This window comes from Escherichia sp. XD33 (assembly GCF_019375075.1).
Classification (GTDB): Bacteria; Pseudomonadota; Gammaproteobacteria; order Enterobacterales; family Enterobacteriaceae; genus Enterobacter; species Enterobacter flexneri_A.
Window position 1 is genome coordinate 62,404 of record NZ_JAENDM010000009.1, and the last position, 20,293, is coordinate 82,696.

At 49.8% G+C, this 20,293-nt stretch carries 17 protein-coding genes; 8 read left to right on the forward strand and 9 right to left on the reverse strand.

The window, feature by feature from the left end:
- Positions 1-109: 109 nt before the first annotated feature.
- From aspC to pncB, 4 genes are all read right to left on the reverse strand, one after another.
- A complete protein-coding gene (gene aspC, locus K0778_RS07870) occupies positions 110-1,300 on the reverse strand; it encodes an aspartate transaminase (protein ID WP_000462687.1) in 1,191 nt (396 codons plus the stop codon).
- Positions 1,301-1,484: 184 nt separating this feature from the next.
- Positions 1,485-2,573 carry a porin OmpF gene (gene ompF / locus K0778_RS07875; RefSeq protein WP_000977920.1) on the reverse strand — a complete coding sequence of 363 codons (1,089 nt, stop codon included), beginning with the start codon at positions 2,571-2,573 and terminating at the stop codon, positions 1,485-1,487.
- 602 nt (positions 2,574-3,175) lie between these two features.
- Entirely contained in the window at positions 3,176-4,576 is a 1,401-nt protein-coding gene (gene asnS / locus K0778_RS07880) for an asparagine--tRNA ligase (protein WP_000117881.1), read from the reverse strand.
- A 168-nt stretch (positions 4,577-4,744) separates the two neighbouring features.
- Positions 4,745-5,947, reverse strand: a complete 1,203-nt coding sequence (pncB, locus tag K0778_RS07885; protein ID WP_001307697.1) for a nicotinate phosphoribosyltransferase — start codon at positions 5,945-5,947, stop codon at positions 4,745-4,747.
- Between the two features lie 265 nt (positions 5,948-6,212).
- Here pncB and pepN point away from each other — a divergent pair, with 265 nt between their 5' ends.
- Positions 6,213-8,825: an aminopeptidase N gene (pepN, locus tag K0778_RS07890; RefSeq protein WP_000193841.1), complete on the forward strand. Its 2,613-nt coding sequence runs from the start codon at positions 6,213-6,215 to the stop codon at positions 8,823-8,825.
- A 42-nt stretch (positions 8,826-8,867) separates the two neighbouring features.
- Here the strand turns inward: pepN and ssuB are convergent, their stop codons facing one another.
- From ssuB to ssuE, 5 genes are read right to left on the reverse strand one after another with little or no spacing between them, the layout of a single operon-like run.
- The gene (ssuB, locus tag K0778_RS07895; RefSeq protein WP_001090506.1) at positions 8,868-9,635 is read right to left on the reverse strand and encodes an aliphatic sulfonates ABC transporter ATP-binding protein; all 768 of its coding nucleotides are present in this window, start codon (positions 9,633-9,635) and stop codon (positions 8,868-8,870) included.
- Positions 9,632-10,423, reverse strand: coding sequence for an aliphatic sulfonate ABC transporter permease SsuC (ssuC, locus tag K0778_RS07900; RefSeq protein ID WP_000235203.1), 792 nt, complete (start codon positions 10,421-10,423; stop codon positions 9,632-9,634). The genes ssuB and ssuC overlap by 4 nt, the downstream gene beginning before the upstream one ends.
- A gap of 10 nt (positions 10,424-10,433) precedes the next feature.
- Positions 10,434-11,579, reverse strand: coding sequence for an FMNH2-dependent alkanesulfonate monooxygenase (gene ssuD, locus K0778_RS07905; RefSeq protein WP_063084799.1), 1,146 nt, complete (start codon positions 11,577-11,579; stop codon positions 10,434-10,436).
- Positions 11,576-12,535, reverse strand: a complete 960-nt coding sequence (ssuA, locus tag K0778_RS07910; protein WP_001244308.1) for an aliphatic sulfonate ABC transporter substrate-binding protein SsuA — start codon at positions 12,533-12,535, stop codon at positions 11,576-11,578. The genes ssuD and ssuA overlap by 4 nt, the downstream gene beginning before the upstream one ends.
- Complete coding sequence (ssuE, locus tag K0778_RS07915; protein WP_001263933.1) at positions 12,528-13,103, reverse strand: NADPH-dependent FMN reductase; 576 nt, start codon at positions 13,101-13,103, stop codon at positions 12,528-12,530. The genes ssuA and ssuE overlap by 8 nt, the downstream gene beginning before the upstream one ends.
- Positions 13,104-13,459: 356 nt before the next feature.
- Between ssuE and K0778_RS07920 the strand changes: the two genes are divergently transcribed.
- The 7 genes from K0778_RS07920 to K0778_RS07950 all read left to right on the forward strand — a co-directional run bounded on the left by K0778_RS07920 (position 13,460) and on the right by K0778_RS07950 (position 20,249).
- Positions 13,460-13,999 carry a fimbrial protein gene (locus K0778_RS07920; RefSeq protein ID WP_000750293.1) on the forward strand — a complete coding sequence of 180 codons (540 nt, stop codon included), beginning with the start codon at positions 13,460-13,462 and terminating at the stop codon, positions 13,997-13,999.
- A gap of 82 nt (positions 14,000-14,081) precedes the next feature.
- Entirely contained in the window at positions 14,082-14,783 is a 702-nt protein-coding gene (locus tag K0778_RS07925) for a molecular chaperone (RefSeq protein WP_001295349.1), read from the forward strand.
- 24 nt (positions 14,784-14,807) lie between these two features.
- The gene (locus K0778_RS07930; RefSeq protein WP_063084800.1) at positions 14,808-17,408 is read left to right on the forward strand and encodes a fimbrial biogenesis usher protein; all 2,601 of its coding nucleotides are present in this window, start codon (positions 14,808-14,810) and stop codon (positions 17,406-17,408) included.
- On the forward strand, positions 17,399-18,469 hold the full coding sequence (locus K0778_RS07935; RefSeq protein WP_001165668.1) for a fimbrial protein: 1,071 nt from the start codon (positions 17,399-17,401) through the stop codon (positions 18,467-18,469). Before K0778_RS07930 ends, K0778_RS07935 begins: the two co-directional genes overlap by 10 nt.
- Before the next feature lie 11 nt (positions 18,470-18,480).
- Positions 18,481-19,023 (forward strand): fimbrial protein, encoded by a 543-nt coding sequence (locus K0778_RS07940; RefSeq protein ID WP_000730614.1) that lies wholly within the window; start codon positions 18,481-18,483, stop codon positions 19,021-19,023.
- A gap of 7 nt (positions 19,024-19,030) precedes the next feature.
- Positions 19,031-19,546: a fimbrial protein gene (locus K0778_RS07945; RefSeq protein ID WP_000919497.1), complete on the forward strand. Its 516-nt coding sequence runs from the start codon at positions 19,031-19,033 to the stop codon at positions 19,544-19,546.
- Positions 19,512-20,249: a fimbrial chaperone gene (locus K0778_RS07950; RefSeq protein ID WP_001111463.1), complete on the forward strand. Its 738-nt coding sequence runs from the start codon at positions 19,512-19,514 to the stop codon at positions 20,247-20,249. Before K0778_RS07945 ends, K0778_RS07950 begins: the two co-directional genes overlap by 35 nt.
- Positions 20,250-20,293: the final 44 nt, after the last annotated feature.

Sequence of the window (20,293 nt, forward strand, 5' to 3'; positions counted from 1 at the left end):
CAAAATATTGCAGGGGACGCGTAGGCCTGATAAGCGTAGCGCATCAGGCAATGTTACGTTTGTCATCAGTCTCAGCCCGCTTTTCAGCGGGCTTCATTGTTTTTAATGCTTACAGCACTGCCACAATCGCTTCGCACAGCGGAGCCATGTTATCTGGTGTCATCCCGGCCACATTTACGCGACCAGAAGCAACCGCATATACGCCAAACTCTTCGCGCAGACGCAGCACTTGTTCTTTTGTCAGGCCACTGAAGGAGAACATGCCGTTCTGTTTGATGATAAAGCTGAAGTCGCGGTTTGCGCCTTTTTCCTGCAGCGTATTGACGAACAACTGACGCATACGCTGAATACGCTGGCGCATATCAGTCAGCTCTTGTTCCCAAATCGCACGTAACGCATCGTTGCTCAGGATGGTGGCAACAACAGAAGCGCCGTGTGCTGGTGGGTTAGAGTAGTTAGCGCGAATCGCCGCTTTCATTTGGCTGAATGCGCGATCAACGGTTTCACTGTCGGCAGCAACCAGAGTACAAGCGCCAACACGCTCGTTGTACAGGCCAAAGTTTTTAGAGTAGGAACTGGCAACAATCAGCTCTTTATGCATAGCCGCGAAAGCGCGCAGTCCTTCAGCATCTTCTTCCAGACCACGGGCAAAACCCTGGTAAGCGAAGTCAAACAGCGGTAACCAGCCTTTCTCAACGGAGAGTTGTGCCAGTGTCTGCCATTGTTCCAGCGTAGGGTCGATACCGGTTGGGTTATGGCAGCAGCCATGGAACAGCACTACGTCGCCAGCCTGAGCTTCATTCAGGCTGTTAATCAGTGCATCGAAGTCAAGAGTGTGATTTTCCGCATCATAATAAGCGTATTCACGAACTTCCAGACCTGCAGAGTTAAAGACGCTCTTATGGTTCGGCCAGCTTGGGTTGCTCACCCACACTCGCTTAACGCTGGTATTTTTTGCCAGGAAATCGGCAGCTACGCGTAGTGCGCCAGTGCCCCCCGGAGTCTGTGCCGTGCGAGCACGTTTGTCATTGATCAGGGCGCTACCTTTACCAAACAGCAGTTCCTGAGTGCAGCGACCAAATTCAGGGATGCCGTCAATGCCGAGGTAATTTTTGGTGGTTTCATTTTCGAGCAGATACTGTTCAGCCTTTTTCACGCTGGTCAGTACCGGGGTTTTGCCCGTCTCATCTTTATAGACACCAATCCCGAGGTTAATTTTGCCGGGACGTTCATCGGCACGAAACAGATCGGCCAGGCCCAGAATCGGGTCGGCAGGAGCGGCGGTAATGTTCTCAAACATGACGAGGTTCCATTATGGTTACAGAAGGGAAGTCCGCTATCAGGGTAACGGGAGATTTACAAAATTCCAACTATTACTGATGAAAACTCAGGCTGTTTTTGCAAGACGTGAGATTGCTCTGGAAGGTATAAAAAAAACAGGACCAAAGTCCTGTTTTTTCGGCATTTAACAAAGAGGTGTGCTATTAGAACTGGTAAACGATACCCACAGCAACGGTGTCGTCTGAACCTACGCCCAGTTTGTTGTCAGAATCGATCTGGTTGATGATGTAGTCAACATAGGTGGACATGTTTTTGTTGAAGTAGTAGGTTGCGCCCACTTCAAAGTAGTTCACCAGATCAACATCACCGATACCTTCTACGTCTTTCGCTTTAGATTTGGTGTAAGCGATGGACGGACGCAGACCGAAATCGAACTGGTATTGCGCAACTAACAGAACGTCTTGCGTTTTGTTGGCGAAGCCGCTGGTGTTTGTAAATTTATTAGTGATCGGCGTAGCGTTACGGGTTTCACCGTAGTTCGCTGCCAGGTAGATGTTGTTCGCGTCGTACTTCAGACCAGTAGCCCACTGTTCAGCTTTTTTACCGTTGCCAAGAGGTTGAGCTTCTTGCAGGTTGGTACGGTCAGCTGCACCATAAGCACCAACGATACCAAAGCCTTCGTATTCGTAGCTGATAGAACCGCCAACACCGTCGCCGTTAGAGCGGCGTGCAGTGTCACGCTCGTTTTTACCCAGGTACTGAACAGCGAAGTTCAGGCCATCAACCAGACCAAAGAAGTTGGAGTTACGATAGGTAGCAACGCCGCCAACACGACCAACGAAGAAGTCATCGCTGTATGCCGTGTCACCGCCAAACTCAGGCAGCATATCGGTGTAACCCAGTGCATCATAAACCACACCGTAGTTACGGCCGTAATCGAAAGAACCAACGTCAGCGTATTTAAGACCCGCGAATGCCAGACGCGTTTTGTTACCAGTTTGAGCGTCAGCGCCTTCAGAGTTGTTACCCTGGAAGTTATATTCCCACTGACCATAACCGGTCAGATCGGAATTGATTTGAGTTTCCCCTTTAAAACCAAGACGGGCATAGGTCATGTCGCCATTGCCACCGTAACTGTTTTCACCGTTACCCTTGGAGAAATAATGCAGACCGACAGCTTTACCGTACAGATCTACTTTGTTGCCATCTTTGTTATAGATTTCTGCAGCGTTTGCAGTACCTGCTACTAACAGAGCAGGGACGATCACTGCCAGAATATTGCGCTTCATCATTATTTATTACCCTCATGGTTTTTTTTATGACACCTGCCACTGCCGTCAATAAGTTCTGTCAATAAAAATTTACGGAACTATTGATGAGAGTTTGGTGTCTTTATGTGTCTGCAGGCATCTTTCCATTCAAACTAACGTTTCGCTATCGTGAAAGTGCTACAAAGATAAAGATTTGGTTTCAAAAAGAAAAAATATGTAACCAAAAGTAAAATTTAAGGAACTTTGTGAACACCGTCATATTTCCATAGAGACGTGATGATATTTACAGCAATTTTAATCTATTTATATGATTTCCTTATATTTAAATTAACTAAACGGAAATTTTGTTTCTGATGGAAACTTTATCGACCTGGCACAAAATCTTCTTTCAGACATCCAGAATGCCAAAAAATAGTATGAAAATTGTGCTATTAGCTAAGAAAAAACTAATCCGCAATAAGAATGCGGATTAGTTTTTGCGCGTAAATGTTGCAATGTAATATTCCGTAACAGGATGATCGTTATGGCGGGGTTGCAAATAGATTGCTTGACTTAACAAACAGATAACTTGACAGAAAAGATAAAAAAAGAGCCAGCGGGCGCTGGCTCTTGAAGACGCTAAATTAGAAGCTGGCGTTACGCGGAGTACGTGGGAACGGAATCACATCACGTACGTTTTGCACGCCAGTTACGTAAGCAATCAGACGTTCAAAACCAAGACCGAAACCTGAATGCGGAACAGTACCGTAGCGACGCAGATCGCGATACCACCAGTAATCTTCTTTATTCAGGCCCATTTCCAGCATACGCTCGTCCAGCACGTCCAGACGTTCTTCACGCTGGGAGCCACCAATGATCTCACCGATGCCCGGAGCCAGAACGTCCATAGCCGCAACGGTTTTACCGTCTTCGTTAAGGCGCATATAGAACGCTTTAATATCTTTCGGATAGTTTTTAACCACTACCGGTGCTTTAAAGTGTTCTTCCGCCAGATAACGCTCATGCTCAGAAGAGAGATCGACTCCCCAGTAAACCGGGTTTTCAAACTTCCTGCCGCAGTTTTCGAGAATGGTCACTGCGTCGGTATAATCCACCTGCGCAAAATCGGCTTCAATGAAGCGTTCCAGACGTGAAACGGCATCTTTATCTACGCGTTCAGCGAAGAATTTCATGTCGTCAGCGCGTTCTTCGAGAACCGCTTTGAAGACATATTTCAGCATGGCTTCAGCCAGACCCGCAATATCGTTCAGGTTAGCAAACGCCACTTCCGGCTCCAGCATCCAGAATTCCGCCAGGTGACGGCTGGTGTTGGAGTTTTCAGCACGGAAAGTCGGGCCGAAGGTATAAATTTTGGACAATGCGCAAGCGTAGGTTTCGCCGTTCAACTGGCCAGATACGGTCAGGAAAGACTCTTTACCAAAGAAGTCTTTGTCGAAATCCACTTTGCCCTGATCGTTACGCGGCAGGTTTTCCAGATCCAGCGTAGAAACGCGGAACATTTCGCCTGCACCTTCGGTATCAGATGCGGTAATCAGTGGCGTTGAAACCCAGAAGAATCCCTGCTCGTTAAAGAAGCGATGCAGCGCCTGCGCCAGCGTATGGCGAACGCGCGCGACGGCACCAATCAGGTTTGTGCGCGGACGCAGGTGAGCGACTTCACGCAGATACTCAATGCTGTGGCGTTTTGCCGCCATCGGGTAAGTGTCTGGATCTTCAACCCAACCAGCAACTTCAACCTTGCTGGCCTGAATTTCAAATTGTTGCCCCTGGCCCGGCGACGCCACGACTTTACCCGTCACAATGACCGAGCAGCCGGTGGTCAGACGCAGGACGTCTTCATTGTAATTGGGCAGAGAATTATTGATGACAGCCTGTACAGGATCAAAGCAGGAACCGTCATAAACGGCGAGGAAGGAGATGCCAGCTTTTGAATCTCGGCGGGTACGTACCCATCCGCGCACGGTGACTTCGCTGTCAACGGCTACACGGCCCTGGAGTACGTCGGCTACAGGCACAACGCTCATAATATTCTCTCTGTTAATAGTCGGAAAAAATAAACACTTGTCCACCCGTAAATGGGGGGATACCTATGTTACCTGGCATCTGCAATCAGACAAGCAGAATTCGCAAATGCAGCGAAAGATTTCGGAATTAAAGGTAAAAAAAGGGAGCCGATTAGCTCCCTGATGATATTAACTGGCTTTTTTAATATGCGGAAGGTCGAACGCTTTGCGCAGCGCCCGAACAAACGCTTTATCATGGCAGATAGTTTTGCCAGGGCTGTCAGAAAGTTTCGCCACCGGTTTACCGTTACACTCTACCAACTTAATGACAATATTCAGGGGTTTTACCTGGGGGATATCGCAGGTCAGGCGAGTCCCAATACCAAAACTTAATTGCACGCGGGAAGAGAAGTGGCGGTATAGCTCAACCGCTTTGCGTAAATCCAGATTGTCAGAGAAAACCAGCGTTTTACTCTGTGGATCAATTCCCAGCTTTTCATAATGTGCAATGGCTTTTTCACCCCATTCAACCGGGTCGCCAGAGTCATGACGCAGGCCCTGATACCGACTAGCGAACTCGACACCGAAATCACGCAGGAAAGCATCCATAGTGATGCAGTCGGTTAATGCAATGCCAAGTTGGTCGGGATACTCTTCCAGCCAGGCAGCAAGTGCAGCTCGCTGGCTGTTGGCTAGATCCGGGCTGATTTGCTGATGTGCCTGGAACCATTCGTGTGCCTGTGTTCCCATCGGCGTGAGGGAAAGCCGACGCGCCAGATCGTAGTTGCTGGTGCCCACAAACCAGGATTCCTGTTGCAGACGCTTAACGATGGTTTCTTGTACTTCGCGAGAAAAACGGCGACGGGTGCCAAAATCCATCAGATGGAAGCGCGACATATCAAGACCGGCGGTTAACGCCGAGAAGTCGACTAATTTGCTTTCCAGCGTGTCGAGGGCTTGCGCAACGTCGGCCTGCGGTGAGCGATAGCGATGTACCATTTCACTGATAACCGCCAGCAAAGGAACTTCCCAGAGGATGACTTCACGCCACGGGCCGCTTAAACGAATATCCAGCTTGCCATTATCGTTGGACACGGTGACTTGTTCCGGGTTAAAGCGGAACTCGCGTAACCAGTTAAGATAGTCGGCCTTAAAGAAAGGCAGGGCAGAAAGCCACTGATATTCATCATCCTGCAGGCGCAGGTGCTGCATCGCCTGAACCTGTTCACGAATAGCATCGGCATAAATACCCAGCAGATCGTCACCTCGGCAACGAAACTCCGCCGCGACATGCACATCGTAATAGTGATGAAACACGGCTTGCTGCATATGCAACTTATAAGCATCTGTATCCAGCAACGAGTGCAGAACAGGAGAAGCGAATTGTGTCATAGGTGCGCAGTAGCGTCCTCGTACAGGAGCGTTTAGTACAATAAACATCTTCAGGAACTGCTGGAGTATACCTTGTTTCGCAATTTATTGAACCCCGATCACACCATATGCCACCTTTCTGGTCGATGGCATTACGCGGTGTATGTTATAAAAATGTAGCAATAAAGGCGTTTGTACCTGAAAAGATGAAGATTCTGCATAGCGCGATTTACGCAACAGGAATAGACTGAACACCAGACTCTATAAAAGATGCTAAAGGTTATTTATGACTCAACAGCCACAAGCCAAATACCGTCACGATTATCGTGCGCCGGATTACCAGATTACTGATATTGACTTGACCTTTGACCTCGACGCGCAAAAGACGGTCGTTACCGCGGTCAGCCAGGCTGTCCGTCATGGTGCATCAGATGCTCCCCTTCGTCTCAACGGCGAAGACCTCAAACTGGTTTCTGTTCATATTAATGATGAGCCGTGGACCGCCTGGAAAGAAGAAGAGGGCGCACTGGTTATCAGTAATTTGCCGGAGCGTTTTACGCTTAAGATCATTAATGAAATAAGCCCGGCGGCGAATACCGCGCTGGAAGGGCTTTATCAGTCAGGCGATGCGCTTTGCACCCAGTGTGAAGCCGAAGGTTTCCGCCATATTACGTATTATCTCGACCGCCCGGACGTGCTGGCGCGTTTTACCACCAAAATTATTGCCGATAAAATCAAATATCCCTTCCTGCTTTCCAATGGTAACCGCGTTGCGCAAGGCGAACTGGAAAACGGACGCCATTGGGTACAGTGGCAGGACCCGTTCCCGAAACCGTGCTACCTGTTTGCGCTGGTGGCAGGCGACTTTGATGTACTGCGCGATACCTTTACCACGCGTTCTGGTCGCGAAGTAGCACTGGAGCTGTACGTCGATCGCGGCAACCTTGATCGCGCGCCGTGGGCGATGACCTCGCTGAAAAACTCCATGAAATGGGATGAAGAACGCTTTGGCCTGGAGTATGACCTCGACATCTATATGATCGTCGCGGTGGATTTCTTCAATATGGGCGCAATGGAGAATAAGGGGCTGAATATCTTTAACTCCAAATATGTGCTGGCCCGCACCGACACCGCCACCGACAAAGATTACCTCGATATTGAACGCGTTATCGGCCATGAATATTTCCATAACTGGACCGGTAACCGAGTGACCTGTCGCGACTGGTTCCAGCTCAGCCTGAAAGAAGGTTTAACCGTCTTCCGCGATCAGGAGTTCAGCTCTGACCTTGGTTCCCGCGCAGTTAACCGCATCAATAATGTACGCACCATGCGCGGATTGCAGTTTGCAGAAGACGCCAGCCCGATGGCGCACCCGATCCGCCCGGATATGGTCATTGAGATGAACAACTTCTACACCCTGACCGTTTACGAGAAGGGCGCGGAAGTGATTCGCATGATCCACACCCTGCTTGGCGAAGAAAACTTCCAGAAAGGGATGCAGCTTTATTTCGAGCGTCATGATGGTAGTGCAGCGACCTGTGACGACTTTGTGCAGGCGATGGAAGATGCGTCGAATGTCGATCTCTCCCATTTCCGCCGTTGGTACAGCCAGTCCGGTACACCGATTGTGACCGTCAAAGACGACTACAATCCGGAAACCGAGCAGTACACCCTGACCATCAGCCAGCGCACGCCAGCCACGCCGGATCAGGCAGAAAAACAGCCGCTGCATATTCCGTTTGCCATCGAACTGTATGATAACGAAGGCAAAGTGATCCCGTTGCAGAAAGGCGGTCATCCGGTGAATTCCGTGCTGAACGTCACTCAGGCGGAACAGACCTTTGTCTTTGATAATGTCTACTTCCAGCCGGTGCCTGCGCTGCTGTGCGAATTCTCTGCGCCAGTGAAACTGGAATATAAGTGGAGCGATCAGCAACTGACCTTCCTGATGCGTCATGCGCGTAATGATTTCTCCCGCTGGGATGCGGCGCAAAGTTTGCTGGCAACCTACATCAAGCTGAACGTCGCGCGTCATCAGCAAGGTCAGCCGCTGTCTCTGCCGGTGCATGTGGCTGATGCTTTCCGCGCGGTACTGCTTGATGAGAAGATTGATCCAGCGCTGGCGGCAGAAATCCTGACGCTGCCTTCTGTCAATGAAATGGCTGAATTGTTCGATATCATCGACCCGATTGCTATTGCCGAAGTACGCGAAGCACTCACTCGTACTCTGGCGACTGAACTGGCGGATGAGCTACTGGCTATTTACAACGCGAATTACCAGAGCGAGTACCGTGTTGAGCATGAAGATATTGCAAAACGCACTCTGCGTAATGCCTGCCTGCGTTTCCTCGCTTTTGGTGAAACGCATCTGGCTGATGTGCTGGTGAGCAAGCAGTTCCACGAAGCAAACAATATGACTGATGCGCTGGCGGCGCTTTCTGCGGCGGTTGCCGCACAGCTGCCTTGCCGTGACGCGCTGATGCAGGAGTACGACGACAAGTGGCATCAGAACGGTCTGGTGATGGATAAATGGTTTATCCTGCAAGCCACCAGCCCGGCGGCGAATGTGCTGGAGACGGTGCGCGGCCTGTTGCAGCATCGCTCATTTACCATGAGCAACCCGAACCGTATTCGTTCGTTGATTGGCGCGTTTGCGGGCAGCAATCCGGCAGCGTTCCATGCCGAAGATGGCAGCGGTTACCTGTTCCTGGTGGAAATGCTTACCGACCTCAACAGCCGTAACCCGCAGGTGGCTTCACGTCTGATTGAACCGCTGATTCGCCTGAAACGTTACGATGCCAAACGTCAGGAGAAAATGCGCGCGGCGCTGGAACAGTTGAAAGGGCTGGAAAATCTCTCTGGCGATCTGTACGAGAAGATAACTAAAGCACTGGCTTGATAAATAACCGAATGGCGGCAATAGCGCCGCCATTCGGGGAATTTACCCCTGTTTTCTCAGGCGAGTTTCAGATTCACCACGTTGCATCACCCGTTGCAACACCTCCGCTTCCAGCTCCGCTAATCGCACCGACCCTAATCGACGCGGACGGGGGATATCCACTGTCAAATCCAGACCAATTTTTCCCTCTTCAATTAACAGCACCCGGTCAGCCATCGCTACCGCTTCGCTCACATCATGCGTCACCAACAGTACGGTAAAGCCGTGCTCCTGCCAAAGTGACACAATCAAATCCTGCATCTCGAGTCGCGTTAAGGCGTCCAGCGCCCCGAGCGGTTCATCAAGCAACAATAATCCCGGTCGATGAATCAACGCTCTTGCCAGCGCCACTCGCTGTTTCTGCCCGCCAGAAAGTGCGGCAGGCCATTCCCCTGCGCGATTCTCCAGTCCTACCGCAGCCAACGCTCGACGTGCGGCATCGCGCCACTGGCCTTTAAGGCCTAACCCAACGTTATCAATCACCGATTTCCACGGTAGCAGACGCGCATCCTGAAACATCATTCGCGTGTCTTCCTGAATTTCAGCCAGCGGTGTGGTGCCCGCTAACACATCGCCTGCGGTTGGCGTTTCCAGACCTGCCAGCAGGCGCAGCAGGGTACTTTTGCCACCACCGCTGCGGCCCACCACCGCCACAAACTGACCTGCCGGAATATGTAAATCCAGTTGGTTCAGGACGATATTTTCCGCGTAATGTTTGCTTACTGCATTGAGCAACAATGGCGTGCCCTGGTTCAGACGAGCAGTATTCATACCGTGGCCTCCTTCAAATGATAAGCCGGGTTCCAGCGCAACCAGAGGCGCTCTAACAGCTGCGCGCTGACGTCAGCCAGTTTGCCGAGCAGGGCGTAAAGAATAATAGCGACTACCACCACGTCCGTTTGCAAAAACTCCCGCGCATTCATCGCCAGATAACCAATGCCTGAATTGGCAGAAATGGTTTCGGCAACAATCAGCGTCAGCCACATCAGGCCCAACGCAAAACGCACGCCGACCATAATTGAGGGCAGGGCACCAGGCAGGATCACATGGATAAACAGCGGTATGCCGGATAATCCATAGCTACGCGCCATCTCCACCAACCCGCGATCGATATTACGGATGCCATGCCAGGTGTTGATATAAATGGGGAATAGCGTACCGAGCGCCACCAGAAAGATTTTTGCGGATTCATCAATGCCAAACCACAAAATCACCAGCGGGATCAGCGCCAGATGCGGCACGTTGCGCAACATCTGAATTGAGGTATCCAGCAGCCGTTCTCCCCAGCGAGATAGCCCGCTAATCAGTCCCAAAATCAACCCCAGCGATCCGCCAATTGAAAAGCCAATCAGCGCCCGCCAGGAGCTGATCGCCAGATGCTGCCACAGTTCGCCGCTGGCGGAGAGCGTCCAGAACGCCGTCACCACTCCTTCCGGTGAAGGCAAAATACGCGTCGACAGCCAGCCAACCGAGGAGGCCAGTTGCCACACCGCCACGATGCCCACCGGTAAAAACCAGGGGGCAACGCGCAATAACCACTTCTTCACTGGCGTTGCCATTATTTCTTCCTTAGCTTTGCGCGACTTTACGGGGGATAAAATCATTCGCCACCGCTTCGCCTTGCGGATTCAGCGGCTGCGGCTGGGGAATTTCCGGGATGGCGACATCCAGAAGCGGGAACAGCAACTCGCCAACCCGATACGCTTCTTCCAGATGCGGATAGCCCGAAAGCACAAAACTGTCGATGCCAAGCGCGGCATATTCGTTGATTCGCGCAGCGACCGTAGGACCATCGCCCACCAGCGCCGTCCCGGCACCGCCGCGCACTAAGCCAACGCCCGCCCATAAATTGGGGCTGATCTCCAGATTGTCGCGCTTGCCGTTATGTAACGCCGCCATTCGCTGTTGCCCTACGGAATCCGTCCGGGCGAATGCGGCCTGTGCTTTGGCGATAGTTTCATCATCAAGATGCGAGATTAACCGCTCGGCGGCCTGCCACGCTTCGTCGTTAGTTTCACGAACAATCACATGCAGACGAATACCGAAACGAATTTTGCGTCCATGCGCGGCAGCTTTCGCCCGCACTTGTTCGATTTTCTCTTTAACCAGTTCCGGCGGTTCGCCCCAGGTGAGGTAGAGATCAACCTGTTCTGCCGCCAGCTCCTGGGCGACATCTGACGATCCGCCAAAGTAAAGTGGCGGATACGGCTGTTGAATCGCCGGGAAGAGCAGTTTTGCTTCGCGCACATGAATATGTTTACCGTTGAAATCGACGGTTTCTCTCTGCAATAAACGCCGCCAGACCTGGGTAAATTCCGCCGAGGCTTCGTAGCGCTCGCTATGATCAAGGAACACTCCGTCGCCTGCCAGCTCTTGTGGATCGCTGCCTGTGACCAGGTTAAACAACGCACGTCCATTTGAGAGACGGTCAAGCGTGGCGGCCTGGCGGGCGGCAACGGTAGGTGAGGTTACGCTGGGACGCAGGGCGACAAGAAACTTCAGCCGCTGCGTCACCGGGATCATCGATGCGGCAACCAGCCACGCATCTTCGCAGGAGCGCCCCGTTGGAATTAGCACACCGGTATAGCCAAGACGATCCGCCGCTTGCGCAATTTGTTGCAGATAACCGTGATCAACCGGGCGTGAACCTTCTTCCGTTCCCAGATAATGCCCGTCACCGTGGGTCGGTAAAAACCAGAACATATTCAGACTCATAATTGTTTTCCTTCCAGTTGAGTGGGCTGCCAGATGCGCTGGCGAATATCGACTTTTTTCGGCACCAGACGATTTTCATAAAACAGATCTGCCGTTTGCTGCTGTAAGGCGGCAACCTCGGCGTTAACCGGTTTGATGGTGGTAGGAGGGCGATGATCTAAGTAAGAGGCAATCACCGGTGCCGGTAAGCCCATCGTTTTTGCCAGTAAAGCGATGCTTTGCTCGCGCTGGCTGCGGGTTAACGCATCGGCCTCACTAAAGGTTGCCAGTACGCCCTGAATAAAAGCGCCGTTTTTTTCTGCATAGGGACGAGCTGCCAGATAAAACGATCCAGTTTGATTGAGATCGGTGCCGTCTTTCAGCACCCGCACGCCGCCCTGTAATAATGCAGCAGAGTAGTAGGGATCCCAGATAGCCCAGGCGTCAACGTTACCTTGCTGGAACGCGGCGCGGGCATCAGCGGGCGTCAGGTAAGTGGGTTGGATATCGGTAAACTTAAGTCCGGCCTGACGCAGTGCACGCAGTAAAAGGTTGTGTGAACTGGAACCTTTCTGAAAGGCAACTTTGTGACCTTTAAGATCGGCTACGGTTTTGATCGGGCTGTTTTCTGCCACCAGAATCACTTCGGCTTTGGGCTTCGGTGGCTCGACGCCCACGTACACCAAATCAGCCCCGGCAGCCTGGGCAAAGATTGGCGGAATATCCCCGGTACTGCCGAGATCAATACTGCCAACGTTTAACGCTTCCAACATTTGCGGACCCGCGGGGAACTCCACCCAGGAGATTTTTGATTCCGGATAGCGTTTTTCCAGTAACTGGTGGCTTTTTGCCAGCACCATACCAATACTGCCTTTCTGATAGCCTATACGTAACGCTTCAGGCGAGGATTCTGCAGCAACCGCAAAAGTAGAGACGCTAAGCAATCCCGCCAGCGCCAGTTTAATGATGTTACGCATGGGCATTACCTCGCAGAGACAGAAGGTCAGGAACCTGAACATCGCGGCGGTGCAATGCCTGCCAGAAAGTTTCTAGCGCGGTATCAAGACGGGTTTGCAGATTTGGCGTGAACTGGGGTCTGTGATGGTAATCAATTACTTGTGAGTCATCGGCAAACACGCCGTGCAGGATCTCCTGAGCTTTCAGTGCGCTTAAAACTGGTTTAAGGGCATAATCGACCGCCAGCAGATGGGCCACGGTACCGCCCGTCGCCAGCGGTAGCACCACTTTGCCTTGCAAAGCGCGTTCTGGCAGCAGGTCGAGCAGGGTTTTCAACGCACCGGAATAGGCGGCTTTATACACAGGCGTGGCGACAATCAGCCCATCGGCCTGTTGCAGTTGTTCGGTGAAGGTCTTGAGTGCCGGACTATCGAAACGAGCATAAAGTAGATCTTCCGGGGCGAAGTTTTGCAGATTCCAGTGATAAACCTCTACATCCAGGCCATTTAGTTTTTCCCGCGCATATTCCAGCAAGGAGCTGGAGCGAGAAGGAAAGCGAGGACTACCCGCCAGGGTGATGACACGCATACTCTCTCCTTATAACCAATTGTTCTTTTTTTTGTTAACATTGATAACAATTCGGTCAGTCTGTCGGAGAGACAAGAAAATTCCAAATATAAATTTTGTGTATCTTTTTCTGAAAATAAACTAAAGAAAGGGCTTTATATATCACGCATATTTATTTATTGGATAGTCATTAGATGTTGAATCAATGAATTACTCGTTCAGTTAATATTTAAATATTCATGAAATCTATAAATTAAAGATTTGTCACTTATTGGATTTAGTATGCTTGATTTAAATGGCGGACAATTATTGTTATTATTAAGTCTAATGTCATTTAAAGGCATTATCATATTTACGAAGAGATCAGGATGATAACGATGAAAAAAAGTGTATTGACGGCGTTTATAACTGTGGTATGTGCAACGTCCAGCGTTATGGCTGCTGATGATAATGCTATCACGGATGGCTCAGTAACATTTAATGGTAAAGTTATTGCTCCAGCTTGTACCCTGGTAGCTGCGACGAAAGATTCCGTGGTGACTTTGCCAGATGTTAGTGCCACGAAGTTGCAAACCAATGGTCAGGTTTCTGGCGTGCAAATTGATGTGCCAATTGAATTAAAAGATTGTGATACTACCGTAACAAAAAATGCAACGTTCACCTTTAATGGCACTGCGGATACTACTCAGATTACAGCGTTTGCTAACCAGGCCTCATCTGATGCTGCTACAAACGTGGCCCTGCAAATGTATATGAATGATGGTACAACGGCCATCACGCCAGACACAGAAACCGGGAACATTTTGTTGCAGGATGGAGATCAGACGTTGACTTTTAAAGTTGATTATATCGCTACGGGGAAAGCGACTTCAGGTAATGTGAATGCGGTAACAAATTTCCATATTAACTATTATTAATAGAACTCATTAATTGTTTTATTAATTAGTACCCCTCCAGTGTTCTGGAGGGGATATTCATATTTTTTAAGAGTGACTATTTATGAAAACTTGCATAACAAAGGGAATTGTGACCGTAAGTTTAACGGCAATATTACTCAGCTGCTCATCCGCATGGGCGGCAGGTAAAGGCGGGATTGGACTTGCAGCAACACGTCTTGTTTATTCAGAAGGTGAAGAGCAAATTTCACTGGGTGTACGTAACACCAGTCCGGATGTTCCTTATCTTATTCAGTCATGGGTGATGACCCCAGATAATAAAAAATCAGCAGACTTTATTATTACACCACCGCTATTTGTGCTGAATCCGGCAAATGAGAATCTGTTACGCATTATGTACATTGGAGCGCCGTTGGCGAAAGACAGAGAAACCCTTTTCTTCACTAGCGTACGGGCAGTCCCTTCAACAACGAAGCGGAAAGAGGGAAATACCCTGAAGATTGCCACACAAAGCGTCATCAAACTTTTCTGGCGACCAAAAGGTTTAGCGTATCCCTTAGGCGAGGCTCCGGCGAAACTGCGTTGCACTTCGTCAGCTGACATGGTTACGGTCAGTAACCCAACACCTTATTTCATTACCCTGACAGACCTGAAAATAGGTGGAAAAGTAGTTAAAAATCAAATGATTTCCCCCTTTGATAAATACCAATTTTCTCTGCCAAAGGGGGCCAAAAATAGCAGCGTAACGTATCGAACCATCAATGACTACGGGGCGGAAACGCCGCAACTCAACTGTAAATCGTAAGCCGTCTTCAGTTAAGAGAGCGAGATGTATAGAACTCATCGACAACACAGCCTGTTAAGCTCTGGTGGAGTGCCATCGTTTATTGGTGGGCTGGTGGTGTTTGTGTCGGCAGCGTTCAATGCACAAGCTGAAACCTGGTTCGATCCTGCTTTTTTCAAAGATGATCCCTCAATGGTGGCCGATTTGTCTCGTTTCGAAAAAGGACAAAAAATAACGCCAGGGGTTTATCGTGTCGATATTGTTCTGAATCAGACAATTGTAGATACGCGCAACGTCAATTTTGTTGAGATAACGCCAGAGAAGGGGATTGCCGCCTGTTTGACGACTGAAAGCCTGGATGCAATGGGTGTTAATACTGATGCGTTTCCGGCTTTTAAACAACTGGACAAACAAGCGTGTGTGCCATTGGCGGAGATTATTCCGGATGCCAGCGTAACGTTTAATGTGAATAAACTCCGTCTGGAAATTTCAGTACCGCAAATCGCCATCAAAAGTAATGCCCGTGGTTATGTCCCCCCTGAACGTTGGGATGAAGGGATCAACGCGCTATTACTGGGATATTCGTTTAGCGGGGCTAACAGTATTCATAGCAGCGCAGACAGTGATTCTGGCGACAGCTATTTTCTGAATTTAAACAGTGGCGTTAATTTAGGCCCATGGAGATTGCGCAACAATTCAACATGGAGTCGTAGTAGTGGCCAAACCGCAGAATGGAAGAATCTCAGCAGCTATTTGCAACGGGCGGTTATTCCTCTGAAAGGCGAACTGACCGTAGGTGATGATTATACTGCAGGCGATTTTTTCGATAGTGTCAGCTTTCGTGGTGTGCAGCTGGCGTCAGATGACAACATGCTGCCAGACAGCCTGAAAGGGTTTGCGCCTGTGGTGCGTGGTATCGCCAAAAGCAATGCCCAGATAACGATTAAGCAAAATGGTTACACCATTTACCAAACTTATGTATCGCCTGGTGCTTTTGAAATTAGTGATCTCTATTCCACGTCGTCGAGCGGTGATTTGTTAGTTGAAATCAAAGAAGCGGACGGCAGCGTCAATAGCTACAGCGTACCGTTCTCCAGTGTGCCATTACTCCAGCGTCAGGGGCGAATCAAATACGCGGTGACACTGGCGAAATACAGAACCAATAGTAATGAACAGCAGGAGAGCAAATTTGCCCAGGCCACGTTGCAGTGGGGCGGACCGTGGGGAACGACCTGGTATGGTGGTGGACAATATGCTGAATATTACCGTGCCGCCATGTTTGGTCTGGGATTTAACCTCGGCGATTTCGGAGCAATTTCGTTCGATGCGACCCAGGCGAAGAGTACGCTAGCAGATCAAAGCGAACATAAAGGTCAGTCATATCGTTTTCTGTATGCCAAAACGCTCAACCACTTGGGCACTAACTTTCAATTGATGGGCTATCGCTATTCGACGTCGGGTTTCTACACCCTTTCCGACACCATGTATAAACATATGGATGGCTACGAATTTAATGACGGTGATGATGAAGATACGCCGATGTGGTCGCGTTATTACAATTTGTTTTACACCAAACGTGGCAAACTGCAGGTCAATATCTCCCAGCAATTAGGCGAGTACGGTTCGTTTTATTTAAGTGGTAGCCAGCAAACTTACTGGCATACGGATCAACAGGATCGGCTATTACAGTTTGGCTACAACACGCAAATTAAAGATCTTTCGCTGGGGATTTCCTGGAACTACAGTAAGTCCCGTGGTCAACCTGATGCTGATCAGGTGTTTGCTCTAAATTTTTCCCTGCCGCTCAATCTGTTGCTCCCCAGAAGTAATGATAACTATACCAGGAAAAAAAATTACGCCTGGATGACCTCTAACACCAGTATCGATAACGAAGGGCACACTACACAAAACCTGGGTTTAACGGAGACATTACTCGATGACGGTAACCTGAGCTACAGCGTGCAACAGGGATATAACAGCGAGGGGAAAACGGCTAATGGTAGCGCCAGCATGGATTACAAAGGGGCGTTTGCAGATGCCCGAGTGGGCTACAACTACAGCGATAACGGCAGTCAACAACAACTGAACTACGCTCTTTCAGGCAGTTTAGTTGCCCATTCACAGGGCATTACCCTGGGGCAATCGCTGGGGGAAACTAACGTTCTGATTGCAGCACCAGGCGCAGAGAATACTCGTGTGGCGAACAGCACCGGGCTGAAAACTGACTGGCGCGGATATACCGTTGTTCCTTATGCCACTTCTTATCGGGAAAATCGAATCGCACTTGATGCGGCGTCGTTAAAACGTAACGTGGATCTTGAAAATGCAGTAGTCAACGTGGTTCCCACCAAAGGGGCGTTGGTTCTGGCGGAGTTCAATGCCCATGCGGGTGCAAGGGTATTAATGAAAACATCAAAGCAGGGTATACCGCTGCGTTTTGGCGCGATAGCGACGCTGGACGGCGTACAGGCTAATAGCGGCATAATTGATGATGATGGCTCGCTCTATATGGCGGGTTTACCGGCGAAGGGAACAATAAGCGTGCGCTGGGGCGAAGCTCCCGATCAAATTTGTCATATCAATTACGAGCTTACCGAACAACAAATTAACTCTGCGATTACGCGAATGGATGCCATATGCAGATAATCTTTGGAGAAAAATGCGTGTCATTACTACGACTATTTTTTGCCGCCGTCTTAATGCTATGGTGCGCTCAAACCGCTGCTTATAGCGGGCAGTGTCATACTACTCAGGGGAATCCGTATATTGGCGTCAATTTTGGCGTTAAAACCCTGGAGGAAGAAGCAAATACGGCAGGGGTAGTTAAAGACAAATTTTATCAGTGGAACGAATCGAATGATTATTATGTTTCCTGTGATTGCGATAAAGACAATGTCAGAAGTGGCCGATGGGCATTCGCCGCGGATTCACCGTTAGTCTATTTAGGCGACAACTGGTACAAAATTAATGACTATCTTGCCGCCAAAGTTTTATTGCAGGTTAAAGGCAGTTCTCCTACTGCGGTTCCTTTCGAAAACGTGGGCACAGGGGGGGATACCCGATGGCATATTTGCGACCCTGGCGGTCAACGTTTAGGTGGGCAGGGGGCAAGCGGTAATAGCGGTAGCTTTTCCCTGAAAATATTGCAGCCGTTCGTTGGCTCGGTCGTCATTCCTCCTATGGCGCTGGCGCGATTATATGAATGCTACAACATACCCGCAGGTGATTCCTGCACGACTACAGGTACACCGGTTTTAGTGTATTACCTGTCTGGTACGATCAATTCACTTGGCTCATGTTCCGTCAATGCCGGAGAGACAATTGAAGTTGATTTAGGTGATGTCTTCGCTGCCAATTTCCGTGTTGTAGGGCATAAACCTCTTGGGGCCAGAACGGCAGAACTTGCAATTCCAGTCAGGTGTAACACGGGAAACGCGGGATTAGTTAATGTCAACCTGAGTCTGACGGCAACCACAGACCCCAGCTATCCCCAGGCGATTAAGACGTCACGTCCTGGCGTGGGCGTGGTGGTGACCGATAGCCAGAACAACATTATTTCCCCTGCTGGTGGAACATTACCGCTCTCTATTCCTGATGATGCAGACAGTATCGCGCGAATGAATGTCTATCCAGTCAGCACGACAGGTGTACCACCAGAAACCGGGCGATTTGAAGCCACGGCAACGGTGAGAATAAATTTTGATTAACGCGTGAACGTATGAAGAAAAAAACGATATTTCAGTGCGTTATCTTGTTCTTTAGCATTCTTAACATCCATGTCGGGATGGCTGGGCCTGAACAAGTTAGTATGCATATTTATGGGAATGTGGTCGATCAGGGCTGTGATGTCGCCACCAAAAGTGCATTACAAAATATTCATATTGGTGATTTTAATATCAGTGATTTTCAGGCCGCGAATACCGTAAGCACTGCTGCTGATTTGAATATCGATATCACCGGTTGTGCCGCTGGTATTACTGGCGCGGACGTCCTTTTTAGCGGCGAGGCTGACACCCTTGCGCCGACACTGCTCAAACTAACTGACACAGGCGGAAGCGGTGGTATGGCAACGGGGATTGCCGTGCAAATTCTTGATGCGCAAAGTCAGCAAGAAATCCCGCTCAATCAGGTCCAGCCTCTTACGCCCTTAAAAGCCGGGGATAACACACTCAAATATCAACTTCGTTATAAGTCCACAAAGGCGGGAGCAACGGGCGGTAATGCGACGGCGGTTCTCTATTTTGATCTGGTTTACCAGTGAAGGAGTGATGTTGAAACGGATAATCTGGATTCTGTTCTTATTGGGATTAACGTGGGGCTGTGAGCTATTTGCCCATGATGGCACGGTCAACATTAGCGGATCGTTTCGCCGTAATACATGCGTGCTGGCACAGGATAGCAAGCAAATCAATGTGCAGTTAGGCGATGTCTCGCTGACACGTTTTTCTCATGGGAATTATGGCCCGGAGAAATCTTTCATCATTAATTTGCAGGATTGCGGAACAGATGTCAGCACGGTTGACGTCACCTTTTCAGGAACCCCCGACGGAGTGCAGAGCGAAATGTTGTCCATTGAAAGTGGTACGGATGCAGCCAGCGGGCTGGCAATTGCGATTCTGGATGATGCGAAGATATTGATTCCGCTTAACCAGGCGAGTAAAGACTACAGCCTACATAGCGGTAAGGTGCCATTAACTTTTTATGCGCAATTGCGACCTGTCAATAGCGATGTGCAGTCGGGTAAAGTGAATGCCAGCGCGACATTTGTACTTCATTATGACTAATACGTGGAACAGATTGGCGCTCTTGATTTTCGCCGTTTTATCGCTGCTGGTGGCGGGTGAATTGCAGGCAGGAGTGGTGGTCGGCGGAACGCGATTTATCTTTCCGGCAGACAGAGAATCGATATCTATTTTACTGACTAATACCAGTCAGGAATCCTGGCTTATTAACAGTAAAATCAACCGCCCAACGCGTTGGGCCGGGGGGGAAGCGTCGACAGTGCCAGCACCATTACTGGCCGCTCCGCCACTTATTCTCCTGAAGCCCGGTACGACAGGCACGTTGCGCTTGCTGAGAACGGAAAGCGACATCTTGCCTGTGGATCGCGAAACGCTATTTGAGTTAAGCATTGCCAGCGTGCCATCCGGCAAAGTTGAAAATCAGAGCGTAAAAGTGGCGATGCGCTCGGTATTTAAACTGTTCTGGCGACCCGAAGGTTTGCCGGGCGACCCGCTGGAAGCTTATCAACAATTACGCTGGACACGGAATTCGCAGGGTGTACAACTCACTAACCCAACGCCTTACTACATTAACCTGATTCAGTTGAGCGTAAATGGTGAAGCGTTAAGTAATGCGGGAGTTGTGCCGCCTAAAAGCCAGCGTCAGACAAGCTGGTGTCAGGCAATCGCACCGTGTCATGTCGCCTGGCGGGCGATAAATGATTACGGCGGGTTGAGTGCAAAGAAGGAGCAAAATCTGCCCTGAAACAGGTTCGGAAAACGTTTGCGTTTTTTTTGCCGCAGGTCAAT